Here is a 20,449-nt window from a genome sequence, read left to right as displayed (position 1 = left end):
CCACTTACACTATCTTTAAGACCATTTTGGAATTACACCAGCTTGCCAACATGCTTGCGCTGCTTTTAATAATCCAAACATTGGATTCCAAAAGTTGTTGTCTTGAGTGATATCCTGGCCAATGTTCCAAATACTATCTAGTTCTGTCAATAGATCAGCAAAAGTAGACTGAAGGTTTGCTAAAGCTTGTTGCTGTGCTTGTTGGTTTTCCTGATTATTGTTTGTTCCGTATACCTCTGGCAAACCCTGATTTTTGATATTTAATAATCGTTCATAGTGAGAAAACTCATTGAAACTCTTATCGTCCATACCCTCATTTTCCAAACGGTAGTTTGCGGGTATAGCATACCTGTCTTTACCAGTTGTTGTTCCCTCACCTTGGAGACTAATCGTTTTTACAGCCTCTTCAGCATCTTCAAACTTGGTGATGATTTGTGTGAATGCTTCACTAGTCCAGGCCGCTTGTTGATTCCTAGTTGTCCAGGAGAAATTGTCTTTACCTACAACGACAATTCCAGCTATCAGTGCGTTGTACATTTCCCCAATTGTATCGTAGGGATATTGGGGAGTAAGATGATGTTGCAAATGCCATCTTGCTTCTAAAGTATCCTCCAGCCAATCAATTATTTTCCAAATGCCTTTTTCTGGATGACGATGTTGCTCTAAACCACTGGGAGTTTCAATATCTAGCATCAAATCAAGAGTAGTCGTATTGAGAGCATCCAATTGGGCGTTAATTAATTTATGATGTGCAGTAGTGGGATTATTGGGATCTAAGTAGGGAATTGGTGTACCGTCGTATGTGGGTGCAGGAAACTCTGGTTTGGTATCAAGTGCTAGACAAAGATTAGCTGCTAGTTGCAGGTGAAGCATTTCTTCAATACAAATACTCAAAATAGATTTGTAGGCAGGGTGACTTGTATCTTTGATGGAAGTAAGCGCAGTCAGATAAAAGGGCAAAGTGTAGAGTTCCACTTGCACTGCTGTCTTAGCATGATCCTGCACCAGTTGCTTTGTCCATGTCTTTGTAGCTGTTATTGTCATAATGCCTGTGAATTAGATTTTGTTAAAGCCTGCAAGTTGACTTACTCTAAAAAGCAAAATTATCTAGAGTTAAGTTAACAAGAATTACATATAACAAGTGAGTAATTGCTTGACAATTAATTGTTGCAACTAGCACATTAATCTTGATAAAACTATTGTTTTCCAGTATCAAATCTTGCGAAATTTGAAGTTACAATTTTATCCTGTTAAAGAAATATACTTCCGCGAAAAGTCCTTAATGGAGTGCGTCATAGGCAACAAGCTCAACAAAAATTAACAGATTGTCAATTTTTGACGTACTCTAGCTACTCTCTACATTTGTAGTGATTATTTCCACAACAATAGCTTTAGCTATTTTCATCATTAGAGTATTCTATTATTGATATTTTTGGAAATATGATGATGTCTACATATGTCAGAAATTTTCTTGCAAGTAATAGAAAGTTTAACTATTAATATTGAACTTTTATTACAGGACTTAGATTTTACTACAAATAAAACAAACCTACTTGAACTAGATCAACTAATTATCTGCCATTCTTTATTAGGATTATCACGACAAGAAATAGCCGATAAACTTAAATTAAAGAGTATGACTATTAGAGACCGTTTAAGTAATAATATTTATCCCAAAATAGCAGAAATAATGGGTGTTGAACAAAAAGATATAGCCGGTAATTGGGTAAAAATTCTTAACTTTTTACTCAACCCCCAGAACGGTTATAAATTAAATCCTGCACCTCAACTTAACAGTGATAACTTTCAAGCGAGTTTTGGCAGACAATTTTTTCTTTATCCACCTAACCAAGACATCGTTAAATTACAGACCGAAGCTACAAAATTTTATCAGTTAGGACTTTACTATCAAGCATTAAAATATTTTTCAATGGCATGGAATCAAGAAATAAAGCTTTATGATGTTGGCAATCCTGAAAGTTTAATCTATATCAATAATTCTCTGATTGAATATCATAAGAGTTTATTTCAAGCAAACCAAATTAGAGTCTACACTATAGCCGTAGTTGTGCCATTTTACCATAATTCCGGCAAAGTGGCGGCGGAAATTCTAAGAGGGATATCTCAAATACAATTACAAGTAAACTGGTTAACTTTCAATAAGTTTAATCTAGATAAAACCATAGACTTAAACAGTATTAAACCTAAGATTTTTTCCACTCTAATTTCTAGCCCAATCCTATTAAAAATTTTAATTGTCAATGACCCTAACAACTTATACACACCTTACAATCAAACAGCCGAAAAATTAGCAGCATTATTCCAAGAACTCAGCTTAATAGCTATCATAGGTCATTACTCAAGCGAAATGACTAAAAATGCTTTCCGTTTCTATGCAGACAAAGGATTAGTTTTAGTTAATGCTTGTAGCACATCTAATGAACTGACTGATTTGTCTTTGATGTCTTTTTTCAGGTTGACTACTCCAGACAATACTAATGCCCAAAGGTTAGCTGATTTTTTAATGTCTCACATTGCTGAAAGAGAACAATCAAAAATTGCTCTTATTTATAATCATAATAGTATTTACTGCCAATCTTATAGAAATAGCATGAAAAAATATCTTGAAGCATATCAAGATAAATTAATATTTTTGGAAGAATGTGGCTACATTAATGAATCTTACTACCGAGTCCAAAAGTATATAGAAAATATTCAACGCGCAGGAGTTGATATGATCATTATTATCCCTGATGGTGGACTTGAACCTAATTCGCTAAATAATGCGGGGTTAATTAGTAGATTGAATCTCAATAACTGTCTGATTGCTGGTAGTGCTACTTTCTATCAAGAGAATATTTTACACTGGGTTCATGAGCAGAACCAATACCGAGATATTAATCAAGACCATCTGCAAATTATAGCCTGTATTCCTTGGCATTGGCACAGCCAAGAGAACGGTTGCAATAGTGAAAATATAATTGCTCAGTATTTTTGTAAATTAGGCTCTCAATTATGGGGTGAAGGGAACCTAAATTGGCGTAGTGCAACAGCTTTTGATGCTGTATTAGTAGTTTTGAAAGTTATAGAAAAATATCACAGTGAAACTAGCCAAGCTTTGCTGGAAGATATGGATAGATATTTCAAAGAACAGCGCAGATTTATTAAGGGAGTTACCGGAAATATTCAGTTTAAAGCAACAGGCGATCGCCTCAATCCTCCCACAGAAATAGTTGCTGTAAAATGGCATTCACAGCAACAAAAATGGCAATGGACAATTTAAATATCAAACAAACATTAACTAACAGCAAAACCATCGAATTGTCGCATAAATGGTGAGTGGTATGCTAACACAATATCTTCTTTAGGCACACCCAAAGATACTAAATCGTTTGCCACCCCTGTTTCTGTACCATCATACTGTATCCAGATTTTGTTACCTAAAATATCAATATGAATTAACGCTCCAAAAATGCGGTCATATCCATCCCAGCCAGCGTGGAAAATTTGATAATGATCGCCTCCAGTATCAAAAACAGTATAAACTTGGATATCGCCATTACTCGGCTTCATTTGGGCATATTCTTGCAGCGTCTGTTGTATAAGTTGGCGGTAGTTATCTAGTCTATCCATTGCACAATCACCTCAGCAACCGGATCAAATACAATTATTGTAATCTGGTAAAGTTTTACACTCAATTGTGGTAAATCTCGACGGAAAACGTTGCGGTATATATCTGCGGATACTGCTAAATAAAGTTTTCGTTGAGGCTGTTGTACTTGCAAGACAGCGCGGTAATTGAGAAACTGGCCTACAGCCGCATGAAATTCTGTTAACGCTGAAGGCGCAAGAAAACTTTTAACCTCCACAGCAATTTGTTCTTTTTCACGTTCTGCAATAATTAAACGTTCTGCACCTAAGTCAATTCTTATTTGGTCGTCACCCAAACGCAAATACAATGGGTCTTGATTAACTATCCAGCCATCTTTCTGTAAAGCAGTTTTAACAATATTGTGGAAGACATCTTTTGCTGACACAATTAAGTCCGATTAAGTACCAAAGTGCATACTCAATACCATTTTACAATAAAACTAACTTATTTAAATTTCTACACTTGTTGTCAAAACATACCACACTTGCAGTAGAACTATCTGCTATATAACTGCTACTCTACTTTTAGTTGATAGATAAAATTTAACTATGTTAAAGGTTTTTGCAGACAGGGGTGGCACATTTACAGATATTGTTGCTGTAACTGATGATGAGACTATTATCAATAGACTCTCCACACATCAGGAACGGTTTTTAATAGTTCCTGTACCTCATCAAGAATGGGTAATAGTCTATAAATTACTATCTGAAAATCCTGAACAGTATCAAGATGCAGTTATTCAGGGAATCAGGGATATTTTGGGATTGCAAAACAATGAACTTATTCCCTATGAAGATATAGAAGTAGTCAAAATGGGGACAACAGTAGCAACTAATGCACTCTTGGAAAGACATGGCGATCGCGTCGTTTTGCTAATTACCAAAGGCTTTAAAGATGCCTTGAAAATTGGCTATCAAAATCGTCCTGATATCTTTGCTCGTCACATTATTTTACCAAGTATGTTATATGAGCAAGTAATTGAAGTAGAGGAAAGATATGATGCTCATGGTAATGAATTAATTCCTGTGAATACTGCACAGGTTAAACAAGATTTACAAGCAGCTTATCAATCAGGAATTCGCAGTTGTGCTATTGTGTTTATGCACAGCGATCGCTACCATAAACATGAGCAAGAAGTAGCAGCAGTTGCTCAAGAAATTGGCTTTACCCAAATTTCTATTTCCCACAAAGTTAGCCCCTTAATGAAATTGGTGAGTCGTGGCGATACCACTGTTGTAGATGCTTATTTAACCCCAATTTTGCGCCGCTATGTTAACCAAGTAGCCAATCAATTACCTAACGTCAGATTAATGTTTATGAAATCCGATGGTGGTTTAACTGATGCTGCACAATTTCAAGGCAAAGATAGTATTTTAAGTGGCCCGGCTGGCGGTATTGTCGGTGCAGTTCAAACTAGTAAAAGAGCCGGTTTTGATTTCGTCATCACCTTTGATATGGGAGGAACAAGTACAGATGTAGCCCATTTTAAAGGCGAGTATGAACGCCAATTAGATTCTGAAATTGCTGGGGCGCGGATGCGAGTTCCAGTATTATCAATACATACAATTGCGGCTGGTGGCGGTTCGATTTTATTTTTTGATGGTTCTAGTTATCGTGTCGGGCCAGAATCGGCTGGTTCAAATCCAGGCCCTGCTTGTTATCGCCGTGGTGGTTCTTTAACAGTGACAGACGCTAATGTCATGTTAGGTAAAATTCACCCCCAATATTTCCCTGCTGTTTTTGGTAATGATGGTAATTTACCTTTAGATAAAAATATTGTTTTAGAAAAATTTCAGCAATTAGCACAAGAGATTGCAACTGTTACAGGAAACTATCGTACCCCTGAACAAGTAGCAGCAGGATTTATTGCTATTGCTGTTGCAAATATGGCTAACGCTATTAAAAAAATTAGCCTCCAACGTGGTTATGATGTCACCGAATATGTTCTTTGTTGTTTTGGCGGCGCAGGTGGACAAGTTGCTTGTTTAATTGCTGACACTCTAGGGATGAAACAAATATTTCTGCACCCTTATGCTGGTGTGCTTTCAGCCTATGGAATGGGATTAGCTGATGTGAGAGTCACCAGAGTCGGAGGAGTAGAACAGGCTTTAAATCAAGCCTTGATTCCCCAATTAATGCAGTTGATGCAATCTTTAGAAACTCAAGCTAGAAGCGAACTCAGTCAAGATGAAAATTATCTTGAAGAAGAAATTATTCAAACCTTAAATCTCAAATATCAAGGAACTGATTCTACTCTCAATGTTAAGTTTGATGTAGATGTGAGCATCATGCAAACAGAATTTGCAGATAAACATAAGTCTCGCTATGGTTTTGTGCAGCCAGATAAAACCCTAATTGTGGAATCTATTTCAGTAGAAGTGGTTCAGAAAATGGATACACCAGAAGAACCTTTAATTACTAGGATTCGACCTCTGAATCAACCTCCCAAACCATTAGAAGTAGTCCAAATGTTTACTGCTGAACAATGGCATAATACACCAGTTTATCTCCGGGAAGATTTGCAAGCAGGAGATTGTATTAATGGTGCAGCTATTATTGTGGAGAAAATTAGCACAATTATAGTTGAACCTAATTGGCAAGCACGATTAACTGAGCGCAATCATTTAATTTTGCAAAGAATGCAATAGTCATCATGCTTACTAACGAAAATATTCCCAGTGGATTTAAAGTATTGTGTGCAGAACCAGAACTAAGAATCAAGTATTCTGCACAGCCGAGTTGTTGTCTAATACTCTTTTTTATGCCGTTTATTTGCTTGTTTATTGGTCAAGTTTTATTATTGTTTACGGAGTTATATGAAGCATTTAACCAGGGAATTATACAAGCAATTTACCAAATTTGGCAGAAAATTATAAAACACTGGACATTTGGTTTTAGCTTGTTTTTATTTGGTGGGATTACATTCTATGCAATATGGATTAATTTCGGGAAAATAGAGTTTATAGCTAATAATGATTCACTGATTGTGATTGAAAGTTTATTTGGCATATCTAAACGACAAGAAGTTTCTAGAGCAAATATCCAATACCTTCAACAACTTCAAAATGATCCTTATGAATCACCGTCATGGAATTTAGAACTGGTCACAAATAAAAAAAGAGGTAATTTAGATATTTCTTGGTTTCCGAAGCTAACAGAAAGCGAAATTAATCGGATTATTTATCACAAAATAGTGCTAATGGAGCAACAGACCTTTGAAAGAATTGATTGGTTGAGTAACGTTTTAGCAGATTTTTACAAGATTAGAATCCGACCTTGAAAATATTGAGAAAATAATATTAATTAATAATTCACTTTTTATCTTTTCTTATTGTAAAAAATAATATCTTAGGAGACTAAAATGCTCAACTTTGCTTCTCTACCATCTGAAATTCGTCAACTTTGCCGAGAAGGTAAGTTAGATACTCCTACTCCTGGATTAGCATTGGGATTTGTGCAAGCAAACTTAGTGATACTACCATATTCTCTAGCATTTGAATTCCTATTATTTTGTCAACGTAATACTAAGTCTTGTCCTATCCTTGATGTGACAGAAGTGGGAGATTTTGAACCTAAAATTATTGCACCTGGTGCAGATATTAGAATAGACTTACCGCGCTACAAAATTTTTCGGCATGGGGAATTGATAGAAGAAACAACTGACATTAAAGCATTGTGGCGAGATGATTTAGTAGGGTTTTTAATTGGTTGTTCTTTTTCTTTTGAAAACGCCATGTTGAATGCTGGGATATCAGTTAGACACGTAGAAGAAAACAAAAATGTCCCAATGTATAAAACCAATATTGAATGTGTTTCCACTCAGAGATTTTCTAGTCCTTTAGTAGTTTCTATGCGTCCCCTACCAGCTAATCAAGTTGTGCGTGCGGTAGAAGTAACAAGTAGATATTACAAAGCACACGGTTCACCAGTACATATTGGTAATCCTGATGCGATAGGAATTAAAAACTTAGCACAGCCAGATTATGGTGATGCGGTGACAATTCGTGATGGTGAAATTCCTGTTTTTTGGGCTTGTGGGGTAACAACTCAAACTGCAATTTCATACGCCAAGCCTGAACTAGCAATTACTCACGCACCTGGATATATGTTTATTAGCGATTTAAAAGATGAGGACTTAACTATTTAATTATTAACAAGTTCGTAGTAAGGACTTTAACACCTGGAGATTTATTAGCTGAATTGCTCTATGATATTAATCTTGATGTCAGTTTTTATGCTTCAGTTAATCCAAATACTCCTGATCATGACAGATTAATGGCTAAATTAATCGAGTTAGCTGAAGGTAGGAGTTCACAACGTGCTTGGGTAGCTATCCATCCTAGTCTGCCGACTCAAATTTTGAGCAGATTAGCAGCTGATATAGATAGCGATGTCCGTCTGAATGTTGCCATAAATCCTCATACCCCCGTTGATATATTAGTCAAGTTAGCAGATGACAAGAACAGCAAGGTACGCTTTCACACTGCTATCAACCCAAATACACCCAGTAGCCTATCTCAGCAGTTGTTAAGCAACTTAGCGAATGACAAAGATAGTATGATACGCCTTCACGTTGCCAAGTTCTTGGAAACACCAGTTGATGTGTTAGTCCAGCTAGCACAAGATGAACACAGCGAGGTGCGTCGTGCGGCTAATAACAATCCAAATAGATAAAGTTAAGTTGCTGTCGGATAACTAAATAAAGATAGAATTTAACATTTTACAAATGATGGGTGAGGCGATCGCTCAACCTATTCTATCTTTTCAATGACCAATTTAGACATAATTGCATACCTCGATTTGGAGGATTTATATGTCTAAGATTAATTACAAAAATATCAGGAGATAATAAGATGTTTAGCCTTCGTGGTTTAATATGTTGCAACTTGGTATTTTGTGCGTCATTACTAGGTTTTAATAGTGATGTACAAGCACAGAATTATCCGTTTATTCCACCTATTCCACCACAAAATAACATCATATTTTATCACAATTTGCTTCAACAGCAACAGCAACAACAATTGCTCCAGCAGCAAAGGTTATTGATAATTCAACAACAACAGCAACAACAATTGCTTCAACAACAAAGATTATTGATAATTCAGCAACAACAAAAACAACAATTGCTTCAACAACAATATTACAATAGTCCAGCATTGACTCCTGCTTTTATTACATTGCCACCAGAAAATAGAAAATAAGTTCCTATAATTATCTCAATAATGGCGACGGTAAACGGGAATGTTGCCTATAGTTTCCAAGATTCAAGGAGTGAAAATCAAAATGTATACCATATCTCAACCTGACCCTGTAAGATTAGAAATTTTCAAGAACCTATATCAATTTATTGCTGAACAAATGGGGATTGTCCTGCAAAATACGGCTGCATCAGTCAATATTAAAGAACGTTTAGATTTTTCCTGTGCAATTTTTGATGCGGCTGGATTATTAGTAGCTAATGCCCCTCATATACCTGTACATTTAGGCTCAATGAGTGAAAGTGTCCGCAGTTTAATTAATGATTATGGCGACACTATTAAGCCAGGAAATGTTTATTTATCAAATAATCCCTACAACGGCGGAACTCATCTTCCCGATGTCACAGCTATTACTCCTGTATTTTTAGCAAGTGATGAACATCCCCTATTTTTTGTTGCTTCTCGCGGACATCAAGCTGATATCGGGGGAATTACACCTGGTTCTATGCCTCCTCATAGTAAAACTGTCGATGAAGAAGGAATTTTATTTGATAATTTTCTCTTAGTAGAACAAGGAGAATTTCGGGAAAATACAGTTAGAGAAGTATTATTAAACCATCCCTATCCGGCACGTAATCCTAATCAAAATATAGCTGACTTTAAGGCACAAATCGCTGCTAATGAACGGGGAGTGCAAGAACTGTCTAAGATGGTGTCCCAATATGGACTAGCAACAGTTCAAGCTTATATGAAATTTGTGCAAGATAATGCCGAAGAAGCGGTGAGAAAGGCGATTGATGTTCTCAAAGATGGCTCATTTGTTTATGAAATGGATAGTGGTGCGAAAATTCAGGTGCAGGTGACAATTAATCGAGAAAATCGCAGTGCTGAAATTGATTTTACTGGCACATCTCCACAATTAAATAGTAACTTTAATGCGCCTAAAGCTGTTACACAAGCCGCAGTTTTATATGTCTTTCGGACTTTAGTTAATGATAGTATCCCTCTGAATGCTGGTTGTCTAAAACCTTTAGAAATTATTGTTCCTGAAGGTTGTATGTTGAATCCGACTTATCCAGCAGCCGTAGTTGCAGGTAATGTAGAAACTTCTCAAACTGTGGTTGATGCTTTGTATGGTGCGTTGGGGGTGATGGCTGCTTCTCAAGGGACGATGAATAATTTTACTTTTGGTAATGCTCGCTATCAATATTATGAAACCATCTGCGGTGGTTCTGGTGCAGGGACTAACTTTAATGGTACCGATGCAGTACAAACTCACATGACGAATTCCCGCTTGACTGACCCAGAAGTTTTAGAAACTCGCTACCCTGTACTATTAGAAAGCTTTAGTCTACGTGCTGATAGTGGCGGTAAAGGAAAATATTCAGGCGGTAACGGGGTAATTCGTCGCCTGCGCTTTCTAGAACCGATGACAGCTAACATTCTCTCTGGACATCGCGTTGTACCTCCCTTTGGATTAAATGGAGGTGAAGCGGGACAAGTAGGACACAACTGGGTAGAACGTGCAGATGGCGTAAAAGAGGATTTAGATAGCACCGCTACAGTAGAAATGAATCCTGGGGATGTATTTGCGATCGCTACTCCAGGAGGGGGAGGATTTGGTAATTTATAGTTAGAAACTTCCGTCTCTCAAAGCATCGAGTTTGTCATCATAACTTTTAGTAGTTGACAAATTGGTAAATGCTTTTTCTAATTTCATAGATATTTTAGTGATTTAATTAAAATCCCGTGGAGAAAAATCCACGGGATGGATTATTTTAACTACCTGATTAATATAATTCTGTTTTTATCTTGATCCTAGCTACTGCCCTCCCTACCTTTTCCCAAGCTCTGGCTGTTTCATTATCTTGCCAGTCAGTTCTCAGATATTCAGCTTTTTCATAACAAATTTGAGACATAATTCTTAGCACATCCACGAAACTCATGTTATCAAGCATCGCTTTGATGTCCTCTTTGTCGTACATATTTAACGCTCCATCTGATAAAAGATATATAAATGGGTTGGATATGATGATTTTTATTACATCCAATTGAGATAATAGTTCGATTCCTCACATCTTTACATATTTCAATAGCATGAAATAAAACTTGTGCCAAATATAGCTATGTATATATTGGTATTATGTCTAAGTTTGTAGTTTAATCAAGATAGCGTGTCCTACCCTATTAATAGCAAGTTGAAACTCCCCAAACTCATGCTTAGTGCAACAACACACAAAATTAGATGAATGCTGATACTTTCTTCCTACAGGGACTATCTATAAATTTGCCAGAGGAATATCAGGGAACGATCGCAGGTTACAATCAATCCTCAACACCTCAACCAGAATATGCTATAGCTTACTTGCAGCAAGGAATGACTCTGTGTAATGAACTCCAAGATTATCAAGCAGCGATCGCAGATTTAAATCGCGCCATTAAATTAAATCCCGAATTAGCTGAAGCTTATTACTATCGAGGATTTGCGCGTTACTGTTTGGCTGATTATGCAGGTGCGATCGCCGATTATCATCAAGTATTGCAGATTAACTCCACGATTACCGGCGCATATTACTACCGCGCTCAAGCTTACTTTGCCTTGGGAAAATATAACCAAGCGATCGCTGATTATATCCACACTATAGAAGTCAATCCAGAATTAGCTACTGATATTCATATAGATATTGCCCATGCTTATTATCATCGGGGTGTGGGTTTAGCAGCACAAGGAAATTATCAAGAAGCCATATCAACTTTTCAAACAGCTTTGCAATGGCATCCCTATTTGGCGGCAGTGTATAGCAGTCGTGGTAATGTTTACTATGAGTTAGGGGAATATCGTCAAGCGATCGCTGACCATGAAAGGACTATTCAGCTTGACCCCAGTCTAGTAGAAGCTTATCAAAATCGGGGTAACGCCCACTACGCTCTAGGAGATTATGACGCAGCAATTGCTGACTATAACCGCACAATAGAACTTGACCCAAATTTTGCCACAGCATACTACAATCGCGGTGTGATTCACTCTCGTCTGCAAGTATATGATTTAGCTTTACAAGACTTAAACCAGGCGATTCATTTAAACCCAGAGGACGCACAAGCCTACACCGAACGTGGTTTAATTCGAGAAGTAGAGGAAAACTATCAAGGTGCAATTGCTGACTATAGCCAAGCTTTACAACTTGACCCGACTTTAGCTTTAGTATACGGTTTCCGCGCCAATATTCGCCGCCAAATCGGAGATTATCCTGGCGCGCTGGCTGATAGTGAGCAATTAGTAGCATTATGTCCTAACTTCGCTGCCGGATATTGCGATCGCGCCACAATTCGCCGTCATTTAGGAGATTATCAAGGTGCAATTGCTGACTACAATCAAGCTTTACAACTTGATGCCGAATTAATCGAAGCATACTACGGCAGGGCAATTGTCTATGAAACTTTACAGGATTTTTTAGGAGCGATCGCTGATAATACCCAGGTGATTAAATTTGCACCAGATTTTGCCCCATCCTATTGTAATCGTGGTAATGCTCGCCGCCAATTGGGAGATCATCGTGGTGCGTTAGCTGACTATAACCAAGCTTTAGCTATTAATCCGCAACTGCTAGAAGCCTATTATAACCGAGCTATTTGGCACTATGAAAAACAAGATTATCAAGGGGCGATCGTTGATTACACCAAAGCCATAGAAATTAATCCCGATTCTGCTCTACTGTATAGCCAACGTGCTAATACTTACTATGCGCTTCAGGATTATTACCATGCTATCAGTGATTATAGCCAAGCCATCAATCTTGATCCTTATGAAGCTGAAGACTGGTACAATCGAGGTCGCAGCTATACTCAACTGCAAAATTATCCCGCCGCACTAGCGGATTTAAACGAAGCCTTAGAACATCAACCTTACTCTGCTCCAGCATATCTTTTACGGGCTGAAGTGCGCCAGAAATTAGGAGACACAGAAGGCGCAATTAGAGATTTAGAGAAGTATGCTAACCTGCATCACTCAATCTAGGGAGTTTGTACAGAGGACTTCTTTTCTCAACAACTGTACCAGTAGTTGCAAATAAAACTAACTAATCAAATTTGGTGTAATTCTATGGGATAATATGTTTTTGTTTGGTTCAATTTTATTGATCGTTTCATGCTCCTGCTTAGTTGACAAGGGTATGTTGCCCACACTTTGTTCTGGCTGACTCATTCTTCATCACAGGTTACAGAAATGCTCTAACACTTGAGTAATGGCATAGTCTGTGAATCTGTTGCGTTCATAGTTTATGTGTTTGACTTTTTGCTTCGACTTAAATCGTAGCTATTTTTTCATTCCTTGCATAAACTCTCTTCTAGCCTCAATAATCGAAGGCATGACAATACATTTTGCTAGTAATTCTATATCTAAATCTGGCAATAATTCACTTTGACTAATTTGCTCATAGTTATCATTTCTGAGATGAAATAGTAAAAACTGATTATTTTCCCAGAACCACACTTCAGTAATATTAAATCGTTTGTATTTCTCCAGTTTGTCAATACTGCCACTGGTAAGATTCACTTCAATGGCTAAATCTGGATTTTCCTTTTTTTCTCCTATGTAATAGGATTCGTCTGGTTCAAAGGATGCACTTTTTTCTTTGGCGCGACGAGTAGCACTACCTACTGGGATAAAGTTTATACCTTTTTCAAAAAAGTATAATGCTAATAATATCCCAATCACGCTTTTAATCATTTCGTGTTGTTCACCAAGTGTCATAAATTCAATGCACCCATCAAAATAAGTTATCCGCAACCCTGCTGCATCTGCGGTTAAGTTTTCTATAGTCTCAAATTCTTCCCAGGTGTAATAACCAGGTAGGAGAAATCGCTGTTCTGGAATTGCGGTATTTTTATCTAAGGCTTGGAGAGTCATAGTTAAATGATGGTTATGACTTTATTCTGATTATAGGGCTTATAAGAGGGGTCGGGATGGTATAGTTTTGGTGGCGATCGCATTTCGTGTAGAGTAGGCGATCGCAAATATTTTTTGAATCTGTTCGTTTCATATTATGGCAGTTTTTGCCATTTCCTGCCATTGGGTTTTATAAGTGTAGTGTTACGTGTAGTCTTATGATCAAATCCGCTCGTACTTGCAAGAGAGGATAAGTATTTTATTTATTGCTAAAACATCGTAGATTTGCTCTTTAAATTTGTATCTTTTAAGATAGTCATGCTATTATCTACGACACTATTCCACGCACAAATCTAGCAAGGAATATTACCACTTAAAGTTTCAAGGCTGTCTGTGCTATGTCTTTTGACCTTGCCTTGTTTAGCTCCAAGCTAAGAAAATGCCGTGATCAATTTGAAAAATCTCTTGCAGAGGTTGCAACAGACACAGGCATCCCTGAAAACATTCTGGTTGCTCTAGAAAATGGAGAAAGACGACCAACAGGCGATGAAGTTTTAATATTTGCTGACTATTACCTATGTGATTACCAGTTTTTCATTTCTAATGAGAGAGTAGCTTCGTTTGAGCAAACGGAAACTTTATTCCGAAGATATGGAGATGAATTTTCAAAAGAAGACCGATGGGCAGTACAAGAATTTTTATTTTTGTGTGAATGTGAAGAGTTTCTGTTACAACTGTTTTCACCAATTGTTTATAAACCTTTTAGTTTTATCAAAAGAGGTAGCTATTATATAGGACATGGAAAAGAAGCAGCAAAGGCACTTAGAAAACACTTAGGGTATGCCTCTAATGAAATCCGTATGGATGTTTATGAAGATTTTCGCTCTTTGAGATTTCATATTTTTCGTCGCCAGTTGGGTAACTCTAATATCTCTGGTTTATTCATAAAACATCCCACAGCAGGCAAGTGCATATTAGTAAACTACAGTGAAGATATTTACAGACAAAGATTTACTGCGGCTCATGAATCGGCTCATGGGATTCTGGATGATGAACAGGAATTTGTTATTTCTTTAAAAACAGACAAAAAGAATTTAGTTGAAGTAAGAGCTAACAACTTTGCATCTGATTATTTAATGCCACCAGAGTTTCTACAGAAAATTCCAGATTGTCGAAACTGGACTCCTGAAAAAGCTGTTGAATGGGCAAATAAACTGAAGGTCAGTACAGAAGCCTTAGCTTATGCCTTAAAAAACAGCAATCTGATAACTGACGATGTAGAAGCACAGATAAAAGCAGTAAGAGTACGAAAAGATTTAAAAGTTGATCCAGAACTGCCTGAAAGCCTCTCATTAGGTTCTCGGCAACGTCGGGAAGAGCTACTCAAAAGAGGTTTATCAAATTTTTATGTTGGACTTTGCTTTGATGCCTATGAACAAGGTTTTATTTCGGCTGGTCGAGTAGCAGAAATGCTTTTAGCTAGCAAATATGAATTAATTGAAATAGCAAGTATCTACGGGAGAACTATTAAGTATGGTGATTGATCCATCGAATTTTCATAAATATAATGTCATAGATACTTGTGCAATTTGGAATATTCTTTCTTCTAGACTTCTTTATACAACAGCTAATAACGCCGGATGTATCTTTTGTTGTACATATTTTGTGTATTATGAGTGTATACACAAGCCACGTAAGAATCCGACACAGGCAGAAATAGAATTGCAGAATCGTTTTCGCCAGGAATATGAAAATGGGAAGTTCAAATATTATCATTTAACTATTGAAGACCTTCAAGATACTGAAATTCTCGAATCAAGAAAGAAAAAAGATAAAGGGGAACTTGCATCTATTGCTTTTGCCAAGAAAATTAACCAAGCTTTTCTAACAGATGATCGAGGAGCTAGAAAACTAGCTGCTCAGAGCATAAATAGTAAAATGATACAGACCACACCTCATTTACTAGCTTGGTTGATATTTATTAACTATCTTAGTGATAGTGACTTGCAAACAATAATCAATGAGCATAAAAAATCTGAGAGACCTCTAGAACAACACTTTTTAAATGCGTATCAAATATGTTTAGATTATCGATTAAAAGCTTGCAAACGTCAAATAACAGAATAAAATCAGAATTAATTTTCTACTATGTCTGACAAGTTTATTTTTAATAAATAACTTAAAGTTCAAAAATTTAACCCAGGTATATCATTTAATGATGATTGCTTCTAACATCGCCATAGTATCACCTGTCACACCAATTAAGCCATCTCCACCAAACAAACTATCAAAATACTGCCCTAATTCAGAAAAACGCGGATGAACGCAGATGAACGCAGATGGATTTAGAAATTACGGACAACTCGCTTTATCTCTACTTTAGGATTACCAAAATTAATTAATAGACACAAAGAAAGTCCAGTGGCTTTAAGATAGTTCATACCTTGAGCAAAATGCCTATTATCTAGTGCTGTTACTGCCTTTAACTCCACAATAATAGCTTGCTCAACTAACAAATCAGCCCTATAGTTACCCACAACTATACCGTCATACCAAACTTCCAGCATTTTTTGTTGCTCAACCAACAAATTAGTTTTCCGTAACTCATGCACTAGCGCATTTTCATAAACCCCCTCCAAAAAACCAACCCCCAAAGTATTACCCACCTTAAAAGCACAACCAATAATCTTCTCCGTAATCCTATTCAAATCCAATCTGCGTTCATCAGCGTTCATCAGCGTTCCCCCCTCCACATCACATAAAAACAGCAAATGTACGCAACCAAACACCAATCCGCGTTCATCTGCGTACATCTGCGTTCTAATTAATGCACCAATTCAATCGCCCGCTTCGTCAACGCTTCAGCAGTCAAACCATTAAACGCCATCAACTCACCAGCACTAGCTGTAGTTTCCCCGCGCTTCCAGGCGAAGGTGTCGCGCTTGCTGTTACTCCGCAACATTATGGGTTCTAACATCGAAGCAACACCACCAGTTACACCAATTAACGCATCGCCATCAAATAATTCAGCGAATTTCGCATCATCAATGAAACCGCCATCGGGTTCAGAACAGGTATCCCAAGCTACATCATGAGGACGATATAAACGACGGGGATTAATTACAGAAACTATCTTCACACCGATACCTTCAGTTTCTAAGAAAGCGGCGGCTTCAAATACGGGAATTAATGTCATGTCGCCAATGACAGCAAACACAACTTGCTTACCACCAGGAATTTCATGCAATACTACTGCACCATCTTCTAAACCTTGGCGGGTTTGTGCAAAGGTGGTGCGAATTGGTAAGGGTGATTTACTGGCGGTGATGACAATTCCTTTATTCTTAGTTGTTAACGCCCAGTCATAACAAACTTGGGTACTGTTAGCATCGGGGGGGAATACGGGAAAGACATTACCGTTCCGCATCATGGATGCAAAGTAAGCTTCAATTTCAGGACGTTGGTGTGTCCAGCCGTTGCGTCCTTGTTCTAATGCGCCTGCGGTGAATAAGGTAATAGTTGAGGGTGTTTGACGGCGTAATTCTGCCATTGCTTGGGTGACAGTTTGCCAAATGGGTAAACCGTTGATGGCGAAAGATTCGTATGAACACCAGAGGGTTCTTGCACCCATCAAACACAAACCAACGGCTAAACCTGCACAAGCATCTTCACTTAAGGGTTCGTAAACTTGCCCGTTGGGTGCTTGGTTATATAATTCGTCGGTGGTGGGGTGGATAATCTTTAAGGCTTGGTTGATGTTACCTATACCTGATGCTTCGTTACCGTCGGCGTTGGTGACGAGGAAATTTTGGTCTTTTTGTCCGACTACACCCACCAGTCGTCCCATTGCGGTTGTAGAAACTTTGGGTTCGCCGCCGACTGCATATTCTTCTAATGGTAATGTACCTAAATCTGGCAATGGTAACTCAAATTCTGTCACCACTGTTTTAGCGGCGGGGCCACCTCCAGCGCGTTCGGCGTTGGTTCTGACGATTTGCCAAGCTTCTGGAGATAATGCACGGGTTTGTAGTGCGCTGACAATGTGGGGCGCGTCTAAGGTATCTTTCGGATAGAGGTTGTGAGATTTCGCACCTCTGGCGTGAACCCCTGCACCTTTGAGTTGTTTGATAATAAAGACTGTGAGTTTTCCACCAAGGGCGGAACGGGCGGCTTTATCTACAGCTACAAGTACGGCTTTGGTAAAGGCGAGGCGTTGCTCAAAGGAAAAGGCGGTACTATCTACGTAGTCGCCTGGTTGGTTTTGGTCGTCAAATTCTTTGGCATCAACTAAGATGACTTCCTCAAAACCGTTACCTTGCCAATATGCTGTCATCTGTGCGTTGGTTTTTAAGGAAACCATGCTGTGATGTTCTTGGCTGTAACCGTTCCATACCAACACGGGTAAGAAGTTGGTAACGCTGGGATAGGCGGTGTTAAAGTGCGCCATTGCACTCATGATGTAGGGTTCACCTAGTCCACCGTCGCCGAGGGTGAAGGGGAAAAGTTTGTCACGGTGGAGGAGTGCAGCCGCCATTGCAAAGTGCTGTCCTTGTCCCAAAGGCCCGGCGGGGGCGAGAATACCAGGGATGTAACCGGAAAGGTGTCCTAAAAGCCCATGCTTTTCGCGGAAGCGATCGCGCAATTGTTGTACTGTAGAAATGCCCATGTCCTCTAAGGAACGGTCAAGGAACATGGCACTATAAAATCCTGGTGCATGATGTCCGACTTCAGTAATAATGTTTTTATACCCCAGCATGACCAAAGCTGCGTAAGCTTCCGCCTGACTAGCAAACCCGCCTGGGTGTCCAGATGCCTTACTACCAGTGATTTGTAGAGTTAAATAGCGCAGAGCATCAGCAGCAAGCAAAGTTTGATACACAGCTTGAGGGTTTGTAGGATCTGCGATCGCTACCTGTCCTGATTCTATTGCAGGTGTGGCACCATAAGTTTCAAAATCTGGTGGCACTTCCCCAAAATATTGAATCCCTTCACAAAAGTCAGGGAGTGCCGAAGAAGCCTTTGGTGTGATTGCAGTCATGCTGAGTACCTTGTAAGAATGACGAGTAAATATAGATGCTCGTTGAATTTAACAAAAATTTTACATCTTTAGGGATGTTAAGAATTATCAGTGTTTTGTGATGTTGAACATAAGTAGTTTAAATGGCGGGATGTCGGGGACAAGGGAGACAAGGGAGATTTTTACCCCAATGCCCCATGCCTTATTCCCCATTCCCTATTCCCTATTCCCCCTAATTTCAGTAAAAATAACGATATTCACCGAATTACAAAAATTTTTATGCAGCTACCAAAAATACCTCCAACCCCAGCAGTTTTACAAATTCTGAATTGGGTATTTCGTCCTATGGCTTACATGGAAGAATGTACTCAACGCTATGGGGACGTTTTTGCTCTCAAACTAGATAAAAGTATTCCACCTTTAGTGTTTGTCAGCAACCCCCAAGATTTACAGATTATTTTGACCCAAGATACTAAAGAATTAGAAGCCCCAGGCGATTTAAATGGTTTGCTGGAAGGTTTGCTAGGTAAACGTTCTGTAGTGACTATTTCTGGTGTAGAACACCAACGCCAACGGCAATTAATGATGCCTCCTTTGCATGGCGAAAGAATGCGCGCCTACAGTCAAATCATCAACAATACGACAACCAAAGTCATCAGCCAATATCCCCAAGGACAACCTTTTAATATTCGTCATGTCTCCCAAGAAATTACTCTGCGCGTCATTATGCAGGCGGTTTTTGGTCTAGATGAAGGAGTCCGCGCCGAAAAATTGCAACAGCTTTTAGGGGAAATTTTAGAGAATACCAGTTCTGTGTGGCGTATTGCTTTATTATATCTTCCCGCCTTACAGCGAGATTTTGGGCCGATTAAAATCTGGGGAAGACAATTAGAACTCCAGGAACAAGCCGACCGACTAATGTATGATGAAATCCAGGAACGGCGTGAAAATCCCGACTCTTCACGCACAGATATCCTGAGTTTACTTATGGATGCCAGGGATGAAGCAGGTCAACCCATGACGGATATAGAGTTGCGGGATGAGTTGATGACACTATTGGTAGCAGGTCACGAAACTACTGCCACAGCTATAGCCTGGGCGATGTACTGGATTCATAAATTACCACAAGTTAAGGAAAAACTTATACAAGAACTAGATAGTTTGGGTGATAATCCCGACCCCAGCACAATTTACAAGTTACCTTATCTAAGTGCTGTGTGCGCGGAAACCTTGCGAATTTACCCAGTAGGGATGTTAACATTTGCTAGAAGGGTGAAAACACCTATAACTTTGGGGGGTTATGAACTGCCGCCAGGAACACCAGTTATTGGTGCAATTTACCTAACCCACCAACGGGAAGATTTATATCCACAACCGAAGCAGTTTAAACCAGAACGCTTTTTAGAAAGACAGTTTTCACCCTATGAATACTTGCCCTTTGGTGGAGGTGCAAGACGCTGCATTGGTTTAGCCTTTGCCCAATGGGAAATGAAATTGGCGATCGCTAAAATTTTAACCATGCGAGAATTAGAGCTGGTCAACAATAGAGAAGTTAAACCCCAACGTCGCGGTTTAGTCACCGGGCCAGACCATCCTATCCAAATGGTGATTAAAAATCAGCGTCAAATCAAATCCCGTAGTTTAGAAACTTCCACTGTCGGGTGAAGCATTAACAATTCAAAATTCAAAATTCAAAA

At 38.6% G+C, this 20,449-nt stretch carries 18 protein-coding genes; 11 read left to right on the top strand and 7 right to left on the bottom strand.

Annotated features, from left to right (window positions below):
* Nucleotides 1-15: 15 nt before the first annotated feature.
* Nucleotides 16-1,044, bottom strand: coding sequence for a ferritin-like domain-containing protein (locus tag CLI64_RS14880; RefSeq protein ID WP_103137944.1), 1,029 nt, complete (start codon nt 1,042-1,044; stop codon nt 16-18).
* A gap of 412 nt (nt 1,045-1,456) precedes the next feature.
* Between CLI64_RS14880 and CLI64_RS14875 the strand changes: the two genes are divergently transcribed.
* Nucleotides 1,457-3,283 (top strand): ABC transporter substrate-binding protein, encoded by a 1,827-nt coding sequence (locus CLI64_RS14875; protein ID WP_103137943.1) that lies wholly within the window; start codon nt 1,457-1,459, stop codon nt 3,281-3,283.
* A 14-nt stretch (nt 3,284-3,297) separates the two neighbouring features.
* Here the strand turns inward: CLI64_RS14875 and CLI64_RS14870 are convergent, their stop codons facing one another.
* Nucleotides 3,298-3,633 (bottom strand): XisI protein, encoded by a 336-nt coding sequence (locus CLI64_RS14870; protein WP_103137942.1) that lies wholly within the window; start codon nt 3,631-3,633, stop codon nt 3,298-3,300.
* Nucleotides 3,621-4,037, bottom strand: a complete 417-nt coding sequence (locus CLI64_RS14865) for a XisH family protein (RefSeq protein ID WP_103137941.1) — start codon at nt 4,035-4,037, stop codon at nt 3,621-3,623. Before CLI64_RS14865 ends, CLI64_RS14870 begins: the two co-directional genes overlap by 13 nt.
* Before the next feature lie 163 nt (nt 4,038-4,200).
* Between CLI64_RS14865 and CLI64_RS14860 the strand changes: the two genes are divergently transcribed.
* The 6 genes from CLI64_RS14860 (at nt 4,201) to CLI64_RS14835 (ending at nt 10,483) form a co-directional block, all read left to right on the top strand.
* Nucleotides 4,201-6,300: a hydantoinase/oxoprolinase family protein gene (locus tag CLI64_RS14860; protein WP_103137940.1), complete on the top strand. Its 2,100-nt coding sequence runs from the start codon at nt 4,201-4,203 to the stop codon at nt 6,298-6,300.
* Nucleotides 6,301-6,305: 5 nt separating this feature from the next.
* Nucleotides 6,306-6,932 carry a hypothetical protein gene (locus tag CLI64_RS14855; protein WP_103137939.1) on the top strand — a complete coding sequence of 209 codons (627 nt, stop codon included), beginning with the start codon at nt 6,306-6,308 and terminating at the stop codon, nt 6,930-6,932.
* An 81-nt stretch (nt 6,933-7,013) separates the two neighbouring features.
* Entirely contained in the window at nt 7,014-7,799 is a 786-nt protein-coding gene (locus tag CLI64_RS14850) for a putative hydro-lyase (RefSeq protein ID WP_103137938.1), read from the top strand.
* Nucleotides 7,800-7,852: 53 nt separating this feature from the next.
* The gene (locus CLI64_RS14845) at nt 7,853-8,326 is read left to right on the top strand and encodes a HEAT repeat domain-containing protein (RefSeq protein WP_225977351.1); all 474 of its coding nucleotides are present in this window, start codon (nt 7,853-7,855) and stop codon (nt 8,324-8,326) included.
* Between the two features lie 179 nt (nt 8,327-8,505).
* Entirely contained in the window at nt 8,506-8,853 is a 348-nt protein-coding gene (locus CLI64_RS14840; RefSeq protein WP_103137936.1) for a hypothetical protein, read from the top strand.
* Between the two features lie 82 nt (nt 8,854-8,935).
* Nucleotides 8,936-10,483, top strand: a complete 1,548-nt coding sequence (locus CLI64_RS14835; RefSeq protein ID WP_103140742.1) for a hydantoinase B/oxoprolinase family protein — start codon at nt 8,936-8,938, stop codon at nt 10,481-10,483.
* Between the two features lie 157 nt (nt 10,484-10,640).
* Here the strand turns inward: CLI64_RS14835 and CLI64_RS14830 are convergent, their stop codons facing one another.
* Nucleotides 10,641-10,835: a hypothetical protein gene (locus tag CLI64_RS14830; RefSeq protein WP_103137935.1), complete on the bottom strand. Its 195-nt coding sequence runs from the start codon at nt 10,833-10,835 to the stop codon at nt 10,641-10,643.
* Between the two features lie 260 nt (nt 10,836-11,095).
* On the opposite strand from CLI64_RS14830, the gene CLI64_RS14825 reads away from it, so the two are divergent.
* Nucleotides 11,096-12,865: a tetratricopeptide repeat protein gene (locus CLI64_RS14825; protein WP_103137934.1), complete on the top strand. Its 1,770-nt coding sequence runs from the start codon at nt 11,096-11,098 to the stop codon at nt 12,863-12,865.
* A 297-nt stretch (nt 12,866-13,162) separates the two neighbouring features.
* Here CLI64_RS14825 and CLI64_RS14820 read toward each other — a convergent pair whose 3' ends face one another.
* Nucleotides 13,163-13,756, bottom strand: coding sequence for a Uma2 family endonuclease (locus tag CLI64_RS14820; RefSeq protein WP_103137933.1), 594 nt, complete (start codon nt 13,754-13,756; stop codon nt 13,163-13,165).
* Nucleotides 13,757-14,133: 377 nt separating this feature from the next.
* On the opposite strand from CLI64_RS14820, the gene CLI64_RS14815 reads away from it, so the two are divergent.
* Both CLI64_RS14815 and CLI64_RS14810 read left to right on the top strand, forming a co-directional pair.
* A complete protein-coding gene (locus tag CLI64_RS14815) occupies nt 14,134-15,279 on the top strand; it encodes an ImmA/IrrE family metallo-endopeptidase (RefSeq protein ID WP_103137932.1) in 1,146 nt (381 codons plus the stop codon).
* Entirely contained in the window at nt 15,269-15,862 is a 594-nt protein-coding gene (locus CLI64_RS14810) for a hypothetical protein (RefSeq protein WP_103137931.1), read from the top strand. Before CLI64_RS14815 ends, CLI64_RS14810 begins: the two co-directional genes overlap by 11 nt.
* A 218-nt stretch (nt 15,863-16,080) precedes the next feature.
* On the opposite strand, the gene CLI64_RS14805 is transcribed toward CLI64_RS14810, so the two are convergent.
* Both CLI64_RS14805 and CLI64_RS14800 read right to left on the bottom strand, forming a co-directional pair.
* Nucleotides 16,081-16,470 (bottom strand): GxxExxY protein, encoded by a 390-nt coding sequence (locus CLI64_RS14805; RefSeq protein ID WP_103140741.1) that lies wholly within the window; start codon nt 16,468-16,470, stop codon nt 16,081-16,083.
* 89 nt (nt 16,471-16,559) lie between these two features.
* Nucleotides 16,560-18,773, bottom strand: a complete 2,214-nt coding sequence (locus tag CLI64_RS14800; protein ID WP_103137930.1) for a phosphoketolase — start codon at nt 18,771-18,773, stop codon at nt 16,560-16,562.
* 258 nt (nt 18,774-19,031) lie between these two features.
* Here CLI64_RS14800 and CLI64_RS14795 point away from each other — a divergent pair, with 258 nt between their 5' ends.
* Nucleotides 19,032-20,417 carry a cytochrome P450 gene (locus CLI64_RS14795; protein ID WP_103137929.1) on the top strand — a complete coding sequence of 462 codons (1,386 nt, stop codon included), beginning with the start codon at nt 19,032-19,034 and terminating at the stop codon, nt 20,415-20,417.
* The last annotated feature ends 32 nt before the right edge of the window (nt 20,418-20,449 follow it).

It is taken from the genome of Nostoc sp. CENA543, from assembly GCF_002896875.1.
Taxonomy (GTDB): domain Bacteria; phylum Cyanobacteriota; class Cyanobacteriia; order Cyanobacteriales; family Nostocaceae; genus Trichormus.
The sequence above is the reverse complement of the archived record's forward strand: the minus strand, read 5'-3'. Positions and strand labels throughout refer to the sequence as shown.

What these genes read in the sequence shown, in the direction of transcription:
- CLI64_RS14795 (WP_103137929.1), top strand. Translation starts at nt 19,032, where the DNA reads ATGCAGCTACCAAAAATACCTCCAACCCCAGCAGTTTTACAAATTCTG.
- CLI64_RS14860 (WP_103137940.1), top strand. Translation starts at nt 4,201, where the DNA reads ATGTTAAAGGTTTTTGCAGACAGGGGTGGCACATTTACAGATATTGTT.
- CLI64_RS14830 (WP_103137935.1), bottom strand. Translation starts at nt 10,835, where the DNA reads ATGTACGACAAAGAGGACATCAAAGCGATGCTTGATAACATGAGTTTC.
- CLI64_RS14810 (WP_103137931.1), top strand. Translation starts at nt 15,269, where the DNA reads ATGGTGATTGATCCATCGAATTTTCATAAATATAATGTCATAGATACT.
- CLI64_RS14875 (WP_103137943.1), top strand. Translation starts at nt 1,457, where the DNA reads ATGTCAGAAATTTTCTTGCAAGTAATAGAAAGTTTAACTATTAATATT.
- CLI64_RS14800 (WP_103137930.1), bottom strand. Translation starts at nt 18,773, where the DNA reads ATGACTGCAATCACACCAAAGGCTTCTTCGGCACTCCCTGACTTTTGT.
- CLI64_RS14835 (WP_103140742.1), top strand. Translation starts at nt 8,936, where the DNA reads ATGTATACCATATCTCAACCTGACCCTGTAAGATTAGAAATTTTCAAG.
- CLI64_RS14870 (WP_103137942.1), bottom strand. Translation starts at nt 3,633, where the DNA reads ATGGATAGACTAGATAACTACCGCCAACTTATACAACAGACGCTGCAA.
- CLI64_RS14820 (WP_103137933.1), bottom strand. Translation starts at nt 13,756, where the DNA reads ATGACTCTCCAAGCCTTAGATAAAAATACCGCAATTCCAGAACAGCGA.
- CLI64_RS14815 (WP_103137932.1), top strand. Translation starts at nt 14,134, where the DNA reads ATGTCTTTTGACCTTGCCTTGTTTAGCTCCAAGCTAAGAAAATGCCGT.
- CLI64_RS14805 (WP_103140741.1), bottom strand. Translation starts at nt 16,470, where the DNA reads ATGAACGCTGATGAACGCAGATTGGATTTGAATAGGATTACGGAGAAG.
- CLI64_RS14855 (WP_103137939.1), top strand. Translation starts at nt 6,306, where the DNA reads ATGCTTACTAACGAAAATATTCCCAGTGGATTTAAAGTATTGTGTGCA.
- CLI64_RS14825 (WP_103137934.1), top strand. Translation starts at nt 11,096, where the DNA reads ATGAATGCTGATACTTTCTTCCTACAGGGACTATCTATAAATTTGCCA.
- CLI64_RS14880 (WP_103137944.1), bottom strand. Translation starts at nt 1,044, where the DNA reads ATGACAATAACAGCTACAAAGACATGGACAAAGCAACTGGTGCAGGAT.
- CLI64_RS14850 (WP_103137938.1), top strand. Translation starts at nt 7,014, where the DNA reads ATGCTCAACTTTGCTTCTCTACCATCTGAAATTCGTCAACTTTGCCGA.
- CLI64_RS14840 (WP_103137936.1), top strand. Translation starts at nt 8,506, where the DNA reads ATGTTTAGCCTTCGTGGTTTAATATGTTGCAACTTGGTATTTTGTGCG.